The sequence below is a fragment of the Streptomyces niveiscabiei genome (assembly GCF_033794345.1).
In the GTDB taxonomy this organism is placed as follows: domain Bacteria; phylum Actinomycetota; class Actinomycetes; order Streptomycetales; family Streptomycetaceae; genus Streptomyces; species Streptomyces niveiscabiei.
The window spans coordinates 1-16094 of the sequence record NZ_JARAYJ010000002.1 but is presented as its reverse complement, the minus strand read 5'-3'; the positions used below and the strand labels follow the sequence as shown (position 1 = coordinate 16094).

Annotated in this window: 14 protein-coding genes, 1 rRNA gene and 2 riboswitches; of the genes, 3 read left to right on the top strand and 12 right to left on the bottom strand. The window is 69.0% G+C overall.

What is annotated here, in order from left to right; all coding sequences use genetic code 11:
• The first annotated feature begins 31 nt into the window (after positions 1-31).
• Entirely contained in the window at positions 32-844 is an 813-nt protein-coding gene (gene modB / locus PV682_RS02260) for a molybdate ABC transporter permease subunit (protein ID WP_319723380.1), read from the top strand.
• 338 nt (positions 845-1182) lie between these two features.
• Positions 1183-2235 carry an ABC transporter ATP-binding protein gene (locus PV682_RS02255; RefSeq protein WP_319723378.1) on the top strand — a complete coding sequence of 351 codons (1053 nt, stop codon included), beginning with the start codon at positions 1183-1185 and terminating at the stop codon, positions 2233-2235.
• Positions 2236-2243: 8 nt separating this feature from the next.
• Here the strand turns inward: PV682_RS02255 and gcvP are convergent, their stop codons facing one another.
• Positions 2244-5126 (bottom strand): aminomethyl-transferring glycine dehydrogenase, encoded by a 2883-nt coding sequence (gcvP, locus tag PV682_RS02250; RefSeq protein WP_319723376.1) that lies wholly within the window; start codon positions 5124-5126, stop codon positions 2244-2246.
• Between the two features lie 60 nt (positions 5127-5186).
• Positions 5187-5300: riboswitch (glycine riboswitch) on the bottom strand.
• Positions 5301-5395, bottom strand: a riboswitch (glycine riboswitch).
• 121 nt (positions 5396-5516) lie between these two features.
• Here gcvP and PV682_RS02245 point away from each other — a divergent pair.
• A complete protein-coding gene (locus tag PV682_RS02245) occupies positions 5517-5891 on the top strand; it encodes a PRC-barrel domain-containing protein (protein WP_319723375.1) in 375 nt (124 codons plus the stop codon).
• Positions 5892-5911: 20 nt separating this feature from the next.
• Here PV682_RS02245 and PV682_RS02240 read toward each other — a convergent pair whose 3' ends face one another.
• From PV682_RS02240 to rrf, 11 genes are all read right to left on the bottom strand, one after another.
• A complete protein-coding gene (locus tag PV682_RS02240; RefSeq protein WP_319723374.1) occupies positions 5912-7267 on the bottom strand; it encodes a DNA polymerase IV in 1356 nt (451 codons plus the stop codon).
• 59 nt (positions 7268-7326) lie between these two features.
• Positions 7327-7974 (bottom strand): MerR family transcriptional regulator, encoded by a 648-nt coding sequence (locus PV682_RS02235; RefSeq protein ID WP_319723373.1) that lies wholly within the window; start codon positions 7972-7974, stop codon positions 7327-7329.
• A 234-nt stretch (positions 7975-8208) separates the two neighbouring features.
• Entirely contained in the window at positions 8209-8682 is a 474-nt protein-coding gene (locus PV682_RS02230) for a bifunctional nuclease family protein (RefSeq protein ID WP_004934251.1), read from the bottom strand.
• A gap of 83 nt (positions 8683-8765) precedes the next feature.
• Entirely contained in the window at positions 8766-9503 is a 738-nt protein-coding gene (gene ftsR, locus PV682_RS02225; RefSeq protein ID WP_319723372.1) for a transcriptional regulator FtsR, read from the bottom strand.
• Positions 9504-9543: 40 nt separating this feature from the next.
• Positions 9544-10425: an FHA domain-containing protein gene (locus PV682_RS02220; RefSeq protein WP_079056988.1), complete on the bottom strand. Its 882-nt coding sequence runs from the start codon at positions 10423-10425 to the stop codon at positions 9544-9546.
• A gap of 82 nt (positions 10426-10507) precedes the next feature.
• The gene (locus tag PV682_RS02215) at positions 10508-11338 is read right to left on the bottom strand and encodes a DUF881 domain-containing protein (protein ID WP_319723371.1); all 831 of its coding nucleotides are present in this window, start codon (positions 11336-11338) and stop codon (positions 10508-10510) included.
• Between the two features lie 5 nt (positions 11339-11343).
• The gene (locus PV682_RS02210; protein ID WP_003977440.1) at positions 11344-11676 is read right to left on the bottom strand and encodes a small basic family protein; all 333 of its coding nucleotides are present in this window, start codon (positions 11674-11676) and stop codon (positions 11344-11346) included.
• On the bottom strand, positions 11673-12509 hold the full coding sequence (locus tag PV682_RS02205) for a DUF881 domain-containing protein (RefSeq protein ID WP_319724172.1): 837 nt from the start codon (positions 12507-12509) through the stop codon (positions 11673-11675). The genes PV682_RS02210 and PV682_RS02205 overlap by 4 nt, the downstream gene beginning before the upstream one ends.
• 166 nt (positions 12510-12675) lie before the next feature.
• Positions 12676-15171 carry a mannose-1-phosphate guanyltransferase gene (locus PV682_RS02200; RefSeq protein WP_319723368.1) on the bottom strand — a complete coding sequence of 832 codons (2496 nt, stop codon included), beginning with the start codon at positions 15169-15171 and terminating at the stop codon, positions 12676-12678.
• A gap of 112 nt (positions 15172-15283) precedes the next feature.
• Positions 15284-15892, bottom strand: a complete 609-nt coding sequence (locus PV682_RS02195; protein WP_010350767.1) for a CDP-alcohol phosphatidyltransferase family protein — start codon at positions 15890-15892, stop codon at positions 15284-15286.
• 110 nt (positions 15893-16002) lie between these two features.
• Positions 16003-16094, bottom strand: a 5S ribosomal RNA gene (gene rrf, locus PV682_RS02190); the annotation flags it as partial.

The window sequence follows — 16094 nt, the reverse complement described above, 5'->3', positions numbered from 1 at the left end:
CCCGCCCGAACGCCCCGAGGGAGAACGCACAGTGCCGGCGCCGAAGCCCCGCCCCGCAAGACTCCGCAGGCCCGTCCCCCTCCCCCTCCTGCTCCCGGCCCTCCTCGGAGTCGCCTTCCTCCTGCTCCCCCTCCTGGCCCTCCTGATCCGCGCCCCCTGGAACAGCCTCCCTTCCCTCCTCACCACCCCCGAGGTCTGGGAGGCCCTCCGCCTCTCCCTCTTCTGCGCCACGGCGGCCACAGCGGTAAGCCTGGTCATAGGCGTCCCCCTGGCCTGGCTCCTGGCAAGAACGGACTTCAGAGGCAGAGCGCTCCTGCGAGCCCTGGTAACCCTCCCCCTGGTCCTCCCCCCGGTGGTAGGAGGCGTGGCCCTCCTCATGGCCCTGGGCCGAAACGGCATAGCGGGCCAATGGCTGGACCGCTGGTTCGGCATCACCCTCCCCTTCACGACAACAGGCGTGGTGATAGCCGAGGCATTCGTAGCCATGCCGTTCCTTGTGATCAGCGTAGAAGGCACCCTAAGAGCAGCGGACCCCCGCTACGAAGAAGCAGCGGCCACCCTGGGAGCAACCCGCTTCACAGCATTCCGCAGAATAACCCTCCCCCTCATCGCCCCCGGCATAGCCGCAGGAGCGGTCCTGGCCTGGGCAAGAGCACTGGGCGAATTCGGCGCCACGATCACCTTCGCAGGCAATTTCCCAGGAAAAACCCAGACAATGCCCCTGGCGGTCTACTTGGCCCTGCAAAGCAACCCGGAATCAGCAATGGCCCTGAGCCTGGTCCTCCTGACCGTCTCCATAGCGGTCCTGGCGGCCCTGAGAGAAAACTGGCTGACAACAACCTGAACGCAAAAAACCCTGAACATGCGGCTCCCGCCACAAAGTCCCACCCCCTCAAAAGGCGCGGAACCCCACCAACAAACGGCTACCACCTCACGAGCACGCCAGCCCCACCCACCTCACATCCCAACCCACAGCCCCCACTCCCACCCCAGGGGCGCGGGGAACTGCGCGACCAGCCACAACAAACCCGCACCCGACCCTCAACAAAAACCCACCCCCACCCCACCCGAACCCACCCTCCCCGCAGCCGCCACTCAACAGCTCCCCCCACAAGAACCACCCGCACCCGACAACCAAACCCGCACGGGTGGGCGGGCGGGAAAACCAACCCCAGGACCCCCATGACCACCCACCCCGGCCTGCACACCCACCTCGTAGTAACCCACCCCCCGACCTTCCACCTGAACATCACGCTCAAAGCCACCCCCGGCGAAGTCCTAGCCCTCCTGGGCCCCAACGGCGCCGGTAAAACCACCGCCCTCAGAGCACTGGCGGGCCTGCTCCCCCTGACCTCAGGCCACCTCCACCTGGACGGCCACCCCCTGGAGAACACACCCCCCGAATCCCGCCCGGTAGGAGTCGTCTTCCAGGACTACCTCCTCTTCCCCCACCTCACAGCCCTGGACAACATAGCCTTCGGCCCCAGATGCCAGGGCGCCACAAAATCCGAATCCCGGACCCGAGCAAAAGAGTGGCTGACCCGTATGGGCCTGGAAAACCACGCCACCACAAAACCCCGAAACCTCTCAGGCGGCCAGGCCCAACGCGTAGCACTCGCAAGAGCCCTGGCGACAAACCCCCGCCTACTGCTCCTGGACGAACCCCTGGCAGCCCTGGACGCAAGAACCCGCCTGGACGTGAGAGCCCAACTCCGCCACCACCTAGCAGACTTCGAAGCGGTAGCGGTCATCGTCACCCACGACCCCCTGGACGCGATGGTCCTGGCAGACCGCCTGGTGGTCATAGAACAGGGATCGATAGTCCAGGAGGGCACCCCCGCAGACATAGCCCGCCACCCCCGCACGGACTACATAGCGCAGCTGGTGGGCCTGAACCTCTACAAGGGCAAGGCGGAAGGCACGACGGTAACCCTCCCCACAGGCCAACAAATCACCACGTCGGAACACCTGAAGGGCCCCGCATTCGTCGCGTTCCCCCCGTCCGCGGTGACCCTCCACCGAACCCGCCCCGAAAACACCAGCGCCCGCAACCTCTGGCACTGCCAGGTCGCGGGCCTGGAATCCCACGGCGACCAGATCCGCGCCGACCTGAAAGGCGACCTCCCCTTGACGGCGGACCTCACCACAGCGGCGGCGGCAGACCTGGGCCTCCACCCGGGCACGGACATCTGGGCCTCCTTGAAGGCGGCCCAGACACACGCGTACCCGGCGTAGCGGAACCCCTACTGATAAGACTCGAGCGGAGGGCAGGAACACACGAGGTTCCGATCCCCATAAGCCTGATCGATCCGCCGAACAGGAGGCCAGTACTTCTCGGAAACGGACCCCCCACCGGGGAACACGGCCTCTTCCCGCGTATAGGAGTGAGCCCACTCCCCGCTCAACGCGGCAGCGGTATGCGGAGCATTCCGCAGCGGATTGTCATCCGCCGCCCACTCCCCGGCCCCCACCTTCTCGATCTCCCCCCGAATAGCGATCATCGCCGCACAGAACCGATCCAGCTCGGCCAGATCCTCCGACTCCGTGGGCTCGATCATCAGCGTCCCCGCAACGGGGAACGACATGGTCGGCGCATGGAACCCGTAGTCGATGAGCCGCTTGGCGACATCGTCGACGCTCACCCCGGTCGCCTTGGTCAGGGGCCGCAGATCGATGATGCACTCGTGCGCGACCAGCCCCCCGGGCCCGGTGTAGAGCACGGGATAGTGAGGCTCAAGCCGCTTGGCGATGTAATTCGCGGACAACACGGCGACTTGGGTGGCCCGCTTCAGCCCTTCCCCACCCATGAGCCGCACATAGGCCCAGGAAATGGGAAGAATCCCGGCAGACCCCCAGGGCGCAGCGGAAACAGGCCCGACCCCGGTAGCGGGCCCGGCCTCACTCTGCAAAGGATGATTCGGCAGATAAGGCGCGAGATGAGCCCGCACAGCCACAGGCCCCACCCCAGGCCCACCCCCACCATGAGGAATACAGAACGTCTTGTGCAGATTCAGATGGGAGACGTCCCCACCGAAATGCCCGGGCTTGGCAAGCCCGACCAGCGCATTCAGATTGGCCCCGTCGACATAGACCTGCCCACCGGCCTCATGGACAAGCCCGCAGATCTCCCCGACATGCTCCTCGAACACCCCGTGCGTGGACGGGTACGTGATCATCAGCACCGCGAGCTCATCCCGGTACTGCCCGATCTTCCCCCGCAGATCCTCGACGTCGACCTCCCCGTCCTCGGAGGTCTTGACGACGACGACCTTCATCCCGGCCATCACGGCACTAGCCGCATTGGTCCCATGGGCGGACGACGGAATGAGACACACGGTCCGCTGAAGATCCCCGTTGGCCCGGTGATAGGCGCGTACGGCGAGCAGCCCCGCCAACTCCCCCTGCGACCCGGCGTTGGGCTGGAGGGACACCTTGTCGTACCCGGTGACCTCGGCGAGCCGCTCCTCCAGCTCCCGGATGAGCGTGAGGTACCCCTCGGCCTGCTCGACCGGCGCGAAGGGGTGCAGCTGCCCGAACTCGGGCCAGGTGACCGGCTCCATCTCGGTCGTCGCGTTGAGCTTCATCGTGCAGGACCCGAGCGGGATCATCCCCCGGTCGAGCGCGTAGTCCCGATCGGCAAGCCGCCGCAGGTACCGCAGCATGGCGGTCTCGGACCGGTGCTGATGGAACACGGGATGCGTCAGCACCTCGTCCCGCCGCAGCACCTCGTCGCCCAGCCCTTCCCGGGCCGAAGAGTCCAGCGAGTCGACATCCCCGGAAACCCCGAACGCCCCCCACACGACGGCGAGTTGCTCCCGCGTCGTGGTCTCGTCACAGGCGACGGACACGTGGTCCGCGTCGACGAGCCGCAGATTCACCCCGCCGTCCCGAGCGGCCTCGACGACCCGGGCCGCACCGCCGGGCACCCGCGCCGACACCGTGTCGAAGAAGGCCCCGTGGACGACCTCGACACCCCCGGCCCGCAGCCCCTCGGCGAGGACGGTGGCGTACCGGTGCGTCTTCCAGGCGATCTGCCGCAGCCCGTCGGGCCCGTGGTAGACGGCGTACATCCCGGCCATGACGGCGAGCAGCACCTGCGCCGTGCAGATGTTGCTGGTCGCCTTCTCCCGCCGGATGTGCTGCTCGCGCGTCTGGAGCGCCAGCCGGTACGCCCGGTTGCCGTCCGCGTCGACGGACACCCCGACGAGCCGCCCGGGCAGGCTCCGCGCGAACTTCTCGTGCACGGCCATGTATCCGGCGTGCGGCCCCCCGAACCCCATCGGCACCCCGAACCGCTGTGTGGTCCCGACGGCGATGTCCGCCCCGAGTTCCCCGGGCGAGGTCAGCAGGGTCAGCGCCAGCAGATCGGCGGCGACGGTGACGAGCGCCCCCACCTCGTGCGCCTGCTCGACGAGCGGCTTGATGTCCCGTACGACGCCGGAGGCGCCGGGGTACTGGATCAGCACCCCGTTGATCTCCCGGCCTGCGACCTCGGCCGGGATCCCGTCACCGAGGTCGGCGACGACGACCTCGACGCCGGCCGGTTCGGCCCGCGTCCGCAGGACGGCGACGGTCTGCGGGAAGGCGTCCGCGTCGACGAGGAAGAGCCCCTTCTTGTTCTTCCCCATCCGCAGCGACAGCGCCATCGCCTCGGCGGCGGCCGTCCCCTCGTCCAGCAGCGAGGCCCCGGACGTCGGCAGCCCGGTCAGGTCCGCGACCATCGTCTGGAAGTTCAGCAGCGCTTCGAGGCGCCCTTGAGAGATCTCCGGCTGGTACGGCGTGTACGCGGTGTACCAGGCGGGGTTCTCCATCACGTTCCGCAGGATGACGGGCGGCGTGAACGTCCCGTAGTACCCGAGCCCGATCATCGACCCGAGCACCTGGTTGCGCCCGGCCAGTTCCCGCAGTTCGGCGAGCACCTGGGCCTCGGTCCGCGCACCCGGCAGGTCCAGCGCGGCGACGTTCTTGATCGCGTCCGGTACGGCGGCGGCGGTCAGCTCGTCCAGCGAGCCGTACCCGACCTGCGCGAGCATCTTGGCCTGGGCCTCGCGGTCGGGCCCGATATGGCGCTGTTCGAAGGGAATGCCCTGTTCCAGGACGCTGAGCGGGATACGGGGAGGGGTCATGAGGGGGCCTCCTGGCCGAGACGACCTTCGGTGGCACCACGGCTGCGGGGTGCCCGAACGGCCTCCCCCTCTGTCATCTCGACCTGAGAGCTTCACCGGCCGCCCGCGAGCGCCCGGCTTTCACCGTCGGTGAGAGCGGACGCCGTCGACACCCGCCCTGCTTTCCAGAGTGACCTCGCCCATGCGGTACGTGAGCCTGAGAGATTCCGGGGAGGAGTTGCTCCTTCGGCGCCTCCGAGGGTTCCGGAGGACTCTCCCGCACAGGGTCGACAGCCACTTTCACCTTACCAGCGAGGTCAACGCCCCAGCCTTCGAGTGGCCACCGGGCCCGAAGTGCTCTTTCGTAGTCCTTACGAAGGCTTCGGCCGCCCCGCGACCAGTGGAGGGCCCGTGCAGACCGACATCGATCCGCGCAACCTGATCGGCCGCAAGGCGTACGACCGGCACGGCGCGAAGATCGGCACGATCGACGAGGTCTACCTCGACGACGCGACCGGCGTCCCGGAGTGGGCCGCGATAAGGACGGGCCTGTTCACCCGCGACGCCTTCGTCCCCCTGGAGACCAGCGAACTCGTCGAGGGCACCCTGCGCGTCCCCTACGACCGGGCCCTGATCAAGGACGCCCCCGACTTCGGCGTGGGCCGCCACCTCTCCCCCGCCCAGGAACTCCAGCTCTACCACCACTACGGCATGGACACGGTCGCCCCCACCCCACCCGAGGACCGCGACTTCGGCACGATCGCCGGCGACGACCCGCCCGCCTAGGGCCCAAAACCGCGCGCCCCCTAAGCCCCCTGCGCACAAGCACCCCCCGCCACCAGCGGCAACGCCTCCGCCTGCTCCAACTCGGGATCGTCGACCCGGAACGTCCGCACCCGCCCCGGCACCACGTCCCCCGGCGTCTCGAACCGCACGGTCACCCGCCCCACCCCGCTCCCCTGCACCCACCCCTGCCCGTACCCGGCGTGCCGCACATCCTGCCCCGGCCGCCACCGATGCTCGACAGGCACCGCCTCGGCCACCGCCTCCCCCGGTGTCTCCGGCACCTCCTCCTCATCCCGCACCTCCTCCGCGGCCTGCGCGAACAGGTCCTCCTGCGTGAAGTCGGCGAGCCCCGACACCCCGACCCCGAGCAGCCGCACCCCGCCGGTGGTGTCCACGGACTCCAGCAGCCGCGCCGCGGCCTCACGCACGACCGCCGGATCGTCGGTGGGCCCGCGCAGGGTCTCGGAGCGGGTCAGCGTCGAGAAGTCGTACCGCCGCACCTTCAGGACGATGGTCCGCCCCGACAGCCGGGCCTCCCGCAGCCGCCGCACGCACCGGTCCGCGAGCCGCCGCACCTCGAACCCGACCCGCAGCCGGTCGTGGATGTCCACGTCGTACGTGTCCTCCACGGACACCGACTTGGTCTCCCGCTCGGCGACCACCGCCCGGTCGTCGCGCGCGAGCGCCATCGCGTACAGCCCCTGGCCGTGCGCCTTGCCGAGCAGCCGGACGAGTTCGTCCTCGCCGGCCTCCGCGATCTCGTCGACCGTGGTGATCCCGGCCCGGCGCAGATGGTCGCCGGTGGCCGGGCCGACCCCGGGCAGCGTCCGCACCGGCATCGGCCCGAGCAGCGCGCGTTCCGTGCCCGGCTCGATGAGCACCAGGCCGTCCGGCTTGGCCCGCTCGGAGGCGATCTTCGCGACCATCTTGGACGCGGCGAGCCCCACCGACCCCGTGAGCCCCGTGACGGCCCGTATGTCCGCCCGCAGCCTGCTGCCCGCCTCCCGCGCCGACGCGCTGTCCCAGGCCGCCCCCTCGGCCTCCAGGTCCACGAACGCCTCGTCCAGGCTGAGCGGCTCCACCAGCGGCGACAGCGCCCGCAGCAGCCCCATCACCTGCTCGCTGATCGCCCGGTAGACCCCGAACCGCGGCACGAGGTACGCCGCGTTGGGCGCGAGCCTGCGCGCCTGCGCCATGGGCATCGCCGAGTGCACCCCGAACACCCGGGCCTCGTACGACGCGGTCGCCACCACCCCGCGCGGCCCGAGCCCGCCGACGACGACCGCCTTCCCGCGCAGACTCGGCTTGGCCGCCTGCTCCACCGAGGCGTAGAAGGCGTCCATGTCGAGGTGCAGGACGGTCGGCGCGTTTCTCACATCTCCGATGCTGCACCACGCCACTGACAACGGGCCCGAACACGCGCCCGAGAGCGCCCTCAGACCGCCTTGTGCCGCCGCCGCGCCAGCTCGTCCGCCGGGTTGTGCCCGACCAGGGTCTCGCCGGTGTCGACGCGCTCGCCGTGCAGCTGCGACAGCGCGCCCTCCACGTCCCGCCAGACCACGCCGACGGCGATCCCGAAGACGCCCTGGCCGCCCTGGAGCAGCGCGTGGACCTCGTCCGGCGAGGTGCACTCGTACACCGTCGCGCCGTCGCTCATGAGGGTCATGCGCTCCAGGTCGCGGAAGCCCTGTTCCTTCAGATGCAGCACCGCGCCGCGGATGTTCTGGAGGGACACGCCGGTGTCGAGGAAGCGCTTCACGATCTTCAGGACGACGACGTCCCGGAAGCTGTAGAGGCGCTGGGTGCCCGACCCGTGGGCGGGCCGCACGCTGGGCTCGACGAGCCCGGTGCGCGCCCAGTAGTCCAGTTGCCGGTAGGTGATGCCGGCGGCGGCACACGCCGTCGGACCTCGGTAGCCGATCTCCTCGGACGCCATCGCCGCCGCCCCCTTGCTGCTGCTCGGCACGGCCGCCGGGCGCTGAGGAGCGTGATCGGCCGCGCTGCCGTGAAGCCGGTACGGGCCATTTCCCCCGAACCCTCGTCCGGGGGCACCCCCAGCCGTACCGTCGCCGCTGCTTCTCACGCCGACCTCCGTCCTTGACCTGCCTTCTCGACGGTAGGCAGTCACCTGGGGTGCGTCAACGATCGCCACACTCGGCACGCCGAGTGATAATCACCCTGGGAGTGGTTTCCCGTGCCCCACCGCGGGGAAAGGCTAGCCGAATGCGCTGAGACGATGCCGTAGGACGCTCTCACTGGCCGCTGGCAATTGCCGAACCGAGACGCCATCGTCACCGACGGGTGTCCGGCGCGCGCGTCACTGGTTGCTGGTGCCGAAGTCCTCGGGCGAGATCTGGTCGAGGAACTCGCGGAACTTCTCCACCTCGTCCTCCTGCTCGTCCGGGATGGCGATGCCCGCGTCGTCGAGCACCGTGTCGCTGCCGTAGATCGGCGTGCCGGTGCGCAGGGCGAGCGCTATGGCGTCGGACGGGCGAGCGCTGACCTCGACACCGCTGGCGAAGACCAGCTCGGCGTAGAAGACGCCTTCCCTGAGGTCGGTGATGCGCACTTCGGTCAGCTCCTGGCCGACGGCCTCCAGCACGTCCTTGAACAGGTCGTGGGTGAGCGGCCGGGCGGGGGCCATGCCCTGCTGGGCGAAGGCGATCGCGGTCGCCTCCCCCGGTCCGATCCAGATGGGGAGGTAGCGGTCGCCTCCCACTTCGCGCAGGAGCACGATCGGTTGGTTGGAGGGCATTTCGACCCGGACACCTACGACATCGAGCTCGTTCACACAGCAACCCTAGGCCGTGCCCGGGACGTTTGGGTAGTCGGGCCCCTGCTGGACGGCCGATCCGCCCAGGGCGAACGCCCGTGTCAGGGCAGCCGCACCCCGAGCGCGGTCTGCACCAGCGCGGAGTGCAGCCGGACCGTGAGAGAGGCGAGCTCCTTGGTACGGGCCTGGGCGAGGGCCCGCGTCTGCGGGTTGCGGTGGAGCTTCAGCGGGGCGACGACCTGGTCGACGAGCCCGGCCTCGCGATCCGCCGCCGCCTTCATCACCCGAAGGTGCCGCGGCTCGATCCCGAAGCGCCCGAGTTCCACGACGAGCGCGGCGACGGTGGCCGCCTCGGCGTCGTACACGCCGTCCTCCAGGGGGACGACGAGGCCGTAGGACTCCCACTCGGCGAGTTCGCGTTCGTCGATGCCGGCGGCGGCCAGCAGCTCGGCGCGGCCGATGCGGGCAACAGTGGGACCGACGGGGTCACCGGGGTCGGGTTCGCCGTCCCGCTGCCTGCCCACGGTCGGCAGGGGGACGGCCTCGCCGCGCTCCAGGGCCTCCAGGTGCTCCCGGATGACCTTGAGCGGCAGGTAGTGGTCCCGCTGGAGCCGCAGGATGCGAGCGAGCCGCTCGACGTCCCGCGGACTGAACTTGCGGTACCCCGAGGGGGTCCGCTCGGGCTCGACGAGCCCTTCCGACTCCAGGAAGCGGATCTTGGAGACGGTGACTTCGGGGAATTCGTCCCGCAGCACGTTCAGCACGGCGCCGATGCTCATCGGCCCGGCCTCCGTGGCGGCGGTGCCGTCTCCGGCACCGCCCCTCGGTGTTCTCAGCATGGACCTTCCCTGGGAGAACCCCGGACGAGTCCGGGGCGGGTCAGTAGCCGCGCTGGCTCGCGTAGAAGACCAGGCGGTACTTGCCGATCTGCACCTCGTCGCCGTTGTTCAGCGCGACCTCGTCGATCCGCTCGCGGTTGACGTAGGTGCCGTTGAGACTGCCGACGTCAGCGACCTTGAACGAGCCGTCCGGACCGCGCCGGAACTCCACGTGGCGGCGCGAGACCGTCACGTCGTCCAGGAAGATGTCGCTCTGCGGGTGACGGCCGGCCGTCGTCAGGTCGCCGTCCAGCAGGAAGCGGCTGCCCGAGTTGGGACCCCGGCGGACCACCAGCAGGGCCGAACCCAGCGGCAGCGCCTCGACGGCGGCCTGCGCCTCGGGCGACAGCGCCGGGAGCGCGGTCTGGCCGGTGACCTCGGAGTCGTACGCCTCCAGGCCCGAGATGGAGATGGTGGAGGTCGTCTCCGAGGCGCGCTCGGGCGTCACGCCCGGACGCAGCGGAGCGCCGCAGTTGGAACAGAAGCGGCTGTTCTCCGCGTTGCGGTTACCGCACCTCGAACACACCAGGGCCGACATAGGGGAAAACCCTCCACCCGCACTTGAGGCTGACGGTTGCCCGAAACCTATGTCGCCGGACTGCGCAGGGTCAACAGACGCCGCGCCCTGACCTCCCGGAATGTCACCCCCAGCCACCTGGTCGCGGAACAGCGGACGCTGACCCTCGTCGCCTGGCTGTGCGCGATGGCGGGCGGTGGCGTTCTCGCCGCCCTCTCCTCGCGCGCTCTTGCCGAACAACTTCGCAAACAACTTCACGGGCGATTCCCCTTGACCGAAACAGACCCGCCCGTGGGGCAGGACGAACCCTGACTCAATACACCGGCCGACCCGGACACCTTCACAACGTCCGTATCCACCAGACAGTTTCCACCACCGACCACCCGATCGGTGCGCCGACCCCCCGCAACCTCATGCCCCTGCCGGACGGCCCCCATGCACCCCCGGTTCACCGGGACGACGACCGAGCGTAGTCAGGCTGCTTCGCCGCCCGCAAGGCGTCCACGACGATCTTGTCGGATCGCTTCACGGTGACCGTGGCCTGCTCCTTCTCCAGGGTCTGCACCACACCTCCCGGGATGTTGAGCGCCGGTTCCAGATCCTCGGGCTTGCCGATGACCTGGAAACGATACGGAGTACGGATCTGGTTCCCGTCCACGCTCACTCCGTTGTCGCCGTCCGTGAAGTACGTCCCGGCGACGACGCGTACACCGTTCACCTGGATCGCCTCCGCGCCGGCCGCGCGCAGCTCCTGGATCGTGTCGAGCAGCATGTCCGCCTCGACCGTCCCCTTCGTGTCGTCGATGGTCATCGTGATACCCGGCCCCTGGGCCGCCACCGTGCCCGCGAGGATGCCGAGTTGCCTCTCCTTCTCGATCGTCTGCTTCCGGGCCTCCTCGGCCTGGTCGGAGCTGTTCTCCAGCTCCTGACGCTGCTTGTCGAGCCCGGTCTTCTCGTCCTCAAGACGCCGGCTGCGGTCGTCCAGTTCATCGAGGATCCGTACGAGGTCCTCCTGGCGCGCGCCGCGCAGCGCGTTGTCGCTGTCGCTGTTGGAGGCAACCTGGACGGCGAGTCCGAAGCCGAGGCCGAACAGCAGCAGGGCGACGATCAGCTGAGCGCGCGTCACCCGGGGCGGCCACAGCCCCTGCGCGAGGCGCTGACGGCCGGTCACCTCCGGCCGGGCGGGCGACTCCCCGGCCTCGCGCGCGGGCGCCGCCTCGATCTCCTGCGGCAGTTCCCTGCGCAGCCGGTGGCCGGGTTCCTGGTCTCCTTGGCTCATCGGCGTCACGCCCGGAAGACGTGCCGGCGGATCGCCGCGGCGTTCGAGAAGATCCGGATGCCGAGGACCACCACGACACCCGTCGACAACTGGGCGCCCACACCCAGCTTGTCGCCCAGGAACACGATCAGCGCGGCGACGACCACGTTCGACAGGAACGACACCACGAAGACCTTGTCGTCGAAGATGCCGTCGAGCATGGCCCGCAGCCCGCCGAAGACGGCGTCCAGCGCCGCCACCACGGCGATCGGCAGATACGGCTCGACGGCCGCCGGAACCTCGGGCCGGACCAACAGGCCGGCCACGACTCCCACGACGAGGCCCAGTACGGCGATCACGATGTGCCCTTCTCACTTCTCGGCTGTGCGGTTCGGACGATCACACTCGGCGCCGCGGGAAGCCGCAGGTCCTTCTCCGTGGAGATGGCCGTCCGAATGCCGTAGTTCTCCTGGAGAGCGTTCAGATACAGGCCGTCCGCGCTGTTCTGGAACCGGGTGCTCAGCTTGTCCCCGTCCCCCACGGCGAGCACCGTGTACGGCGGCACCAGCGGCTTGTTGTCGACCAGTATCGCCTCCCCGGCGGCTCTGATCGCCGACAGCGCCGTCAGCCGCTGCCCGTTGACGGAGACGGCCTCAGCGCCGGACTCCCACATCCCGTTGACGACACGCTGGAGATCCCGGTCGCGCACCCGCCCGGTGTCCGAGAAACCGGACGTCTCGCGCGGGTCGGCGCCCCCACCCGTGGTCGCCTCCTTGGCGTCGTCCACGACGAGCTTGACACCAGGACCGTGTACGGCGACGGCCCCCGACAGGATGCCCACCAGGTCCGCCCGGCCGCTGCCGCCGCTGTTCTCCAGGGCCTGGCGCTGACGGGCGCTCACCTCGTCCCGGAGGGTGTCCACGGTCTTCTCCAGCTTGTCCGCGGCCTCCGTCTCCCGGTCGATCCGGTCGATCAGCTCCTGGCGCTCCTTGGCCACCACCGGGGCCGACACCCGCGCCTGCGCCGCGCCCACGGTCACGACGAGCGCCGCGAGCACCAGCCCGCCGGCGAGTCCGAGTCTGGCCTTCAGCGTCTTGGGCAGGCCGCCCGTCCCCTCGGCGCGTCTGCGCGCGGCGGCCTCGGCGTAGCCCTCGTCGAGGCTGTGGTCCATGACGTTGGTGAGCAGCGACATGGAGGCGTCCGGACGCGACGCGCGCGCGGGTGTGCTCCGAACGGGGGGCTGCTGCGGCATGCCGCACATCGTCGCACGTCGCGGGCACTGCTTCCGAACGGCCCCACCGGCGTGCCGGACAGGCCCCCTTGGGGACACTTGTCCGGCACGCGCGCGTGGGTACGGCTCAGCGTCCGGCGCCGTCCACGACCGACGACCACTCGTCCAGCAGGGCCTGCGCGGAGGCGTCGTCCGGGCCCTCGGCCCACAGATGGGTGACCGCCTCGGCCGGATCGGGCAGCACCATCACCCAGCGCCCGTCCGTCTCGACCACCCGCACGCCGTCCGTGGTGTCCACGAAGCGTTCTCCGGCCTCTTCGACGACCCGCCGCATCACAAGCCCCTTGACGGCCCACGGGGTCGCCACATCGCGCTTCAGGACGTGCGCCCGCGGAATCCGCGCGTCGATCTGACTCAACGTCAACTGCGTCCGCGCGACCAGCCCGATCAGCCGTACGAAGGCCGCGGTCCCGTCGAACACGCCGCTGAACTCCGGGACGATGAACCCGCCCTTGCCGTCCCCGCCGAAGATCGTCGCCTCGTCCCGCCCGACCCGCGTCAGGTCGTCCGGCGACGTCGTCGTCCACTCGACCTGCGTGCCGTGGTACGCCGCGACCTGCTCGGCGATCCGCGTCGTCGTCACCGGCAGCGCCACCCGCCCGCTGCGCCGCTCGGCGGCCACCAGGTCGAGCATCACCAGCAGCGCCCGGTCGTCCTCGATGATCCGCCCCTTCTCGTCGACGAGCGACAGCCGCTCACCGACCGGGTCGAACCGCACCCCGAACGCGGCCCGCGACGACGCCACGATCTCCCCGAGCCGCACCAGCCCGCCCCGCCGCATCTCCCCCGTCTCCGTCGGCCGCGCCTCGTCGAGCCCCGGATTGACGGTCAGCGAATCCACCCCGAGCTTCCCGAGCAGACTCGGCAGCACCAGCCCGGCGCTCCCGTTCGACGCGTCCACGACGACCTTCAGCCCGGACTCCGCGATCCCGGACGTGTCGACGTTCCGCAGCAACGACCCCGTGTACGAGTCGAACACACTCGCCGGAAAGTGCAGATCCCCGATCTCCCCGGGGAACGCCCGCCGGTACTCCTGCCGCGCGAACACCCGGTCCAGCTTCCGCTGACTGGCCTGCGACAGATCGGCACCCTGTCCATCAAAAAACATGATGTCCACGGAATCCGGCACCCCGGGCGAGGTCCGGATCATGATCCCGCCCGCACTCCCTCTCGCGGTCTGCTGCCGCGCCACAGGCAGCGGTACGTTCTCCAGGTCCCGTACGTCGATGGCGCTCGCCTGCAACGCGGAGATCACCGCCCGCTTGAGCGCCCGCGCGCCGCGCGAGTGATCACGGGCCGTGGTGACGGTCGCCCCCTTCTTCAGAGTCGTCGCATAGGCCCCCGCCAGCCGTACGGCCAGCTCCGGGGTGATCTCGACATTCAGGATCCCCGACACCCCCCGGGCCCCGAAGAGATGCGCCTGACCACGCGACTCCCAGATCACCGAGGTGTTGACGAACGCGCCGGCCTCGATCGTCTTGAACGGATAGACCCGTACGTTCCCCTGGACGATCGACTCCTCGCCGATCAGGCACTCGTCCCCGATGACCGCGCCGTCCTCGATCCGCGCGGCCCGCATGATGTCGGTGTTCTTCCCGACGACACAGCCCCGCAGATTGCTCTGCTGCCCGACGTACACGTTGTCGTGCACGACCGCCTTGTGCAGAAACGCCCCGCTCTTGACGACGACGTTCGACCCGACGACCGTATGCTCCCGGATCTCCGCCCCGGCCTCGACCTTCGCGTAGTCCCCGATGTACAGCGGCCCCCGCAGCACGGCGTCGGAATGCACGTCGGCGCCCTCGGCGACCCAGACGCCCGGCGAGATCTCGAACCCGTCGATCTCGACGTCGACCTTGCCTTCGAGGACGTCGGCCTGGGCCTTCACATAGCTCTCGTGCGTCCCTACGTCCTCCCAGTAGCCCTCGGCGATATAGCCGTAGACCGGCTTGCCTTCCTTCATCAGCTGCGGAAAGACGTCACCTGACCAGTCCACCGGCACATCGGCCTCGACATAGTCGAAGACCTCGGGCTCCATGACGTAGATCCCGGTGTTCACCGTGTCGGAGAAGACCTGGCCCCAGGTCGGCTTCTCGAGGAACCGCTCGACCTTGCCCTCCTCGTCGACGATCGTGATACCGAATTCCAGCGGGTTGGGGACCCTGGTCAGACAGACCGTGACCAGCGCCCCCTTCTCCTTGTGGAAAGCGATGAGGTCGGTGAGGTCGAAGTCGGTCAGCGCATCGCCGGAGATGACGAGGAAAGCATCGTCCTTCAACGCCTCTTCGGCGTTCTTGACGCTTCCGGCGGTACCGAGTGGCTTCTCCTCGTTGGCATAGCTGAGCTCCATTCCGAGCTCCTCGCCGTCACCGAAGTAGTTCTTGACCAGCGATGCCAGGAACTGGACAGTAACGACGGTCTCGTTGAGACCATGCCTTTTGAGCAGCCGCAGAACGTGCTCCATGATCGGCCTGTTGGCCACCGGCAGGAGCGGTTTGGGCATGCTTGAGGTCATGGGGCGAAGGCGTGTGCCCTCGCCTCCGGCCATCACGACGGCCTTCATGTCGGAAGCGTCCTCCTTGAAGAAACGACGGTCCACCGACTTCACCCGTCCAGATTGTCCCGCAGTTCTCCGCCGCGGGCCATCGAGGCACTGCTGGCGCTCATCGGCGAGCTCAGTCGGCCATGGCGTCCGCGCGGATCAGACGGCGGACCTGTACCACGTAGAGAACTCCTGCCCACCAATACAGCGTTGTACCCCACCCCGCGAACGCCCAGCCGAAAATCGCGCCGAGTGACGCGAGCCAGCCGCTTCCGTCACTGAGCAGCAACAACGGGAAGGCGTACATCAAGTTGAAGGTCGCGGCCTTCCCGAGGAAGTTCACCTGCGGCGGCGGATAGCCGTGCCGCCTGAGGATGCCCACCATCACCAGGAGGACCAGTTCTCGCGCGAGAAGTACAGCCGTCAACCAGAGCGGGAGAATCTCGCGCCAGGTGAGGCCGACGAGCGTCGAGAGAATGTACAGCCGGTCGGCCGCCGGATCGAGCAGCCGGCCGAGACTGCTGATCTGGTTCCACTTCCGGGCGAGCTTGCCGTCCAGGTAGTCACTGATACCGCTCAACGCGAGCACCAGAAACGCCCAGCCGTCGCTCTTCGGCCCCCCGAACTCGGGCCTGAGAATCAGCCACAGAAAGATCGGCACGCCCACGAGACGCGCCATGCTGAGGATGTTCGGGATGGTGAGGACCCGGTCAGTCTGGACACGGGTCTCCTGGACCTCCACCCGGGGGCCTCCAGTAGAAAATGAGCCAACGATGCCCCTTGACCCTACCTCAACGCAAAAAAGCTCTGGCTCTTGGGCTTGTGTGCCCAAGAGCCAGAGCTCTAAAGATTGTTCGGCGGCGTCCTACTCTCCCACAGGGTCCCCCCTGCAGTACCATCGGCGCTGTAAGGCTTAGCTTCCGGGTTCGGAATGTAACCGGGCG

Coding starts and splice junctions, on each gene's coding strand:
- PV682_RS02205 (WP_319724172.1), bottom strand. CDS start 12,509: ATGTCGCTGCTCACCAACGTCATGGACCACAGCCTCGACGAGGGCTAC.
- PV682_RS02215 (WP_319723371.1), bottom strand. CDS start 11,338: ATGAGCCAAGGAGACCAGGAACCCGGCCACCGGCTGCGCAGGGAACTG.
- ftsR (WP_319723372.1), bottom strand. CDS start 9,503: ATGCTGAGAACACCGAGGGGCGGTGCCGGAGACGGCACCGCCGCCACG.
- PV682_RS02200 (WP_319723368.1), bottom strand. CDS start 15,171: ATGAAGGCCGTCGTGATGGCCGGAGGCGAGGGCACACGCCTTCGCCCC.
- PV682_RS02255 (WP_319723378.1), top strand. CDS start 1,183: ATGACCACCCACCCCGGCCTGCACACCCACCTCGTAGTAACCCACCCC.
- gcvP (WP_319723376.1), bottom strand. CDS start 5,126: ATGACCCCTCCCCGTATCCCGCTCAGCGTCCTGGAACAGGGCATTCCC.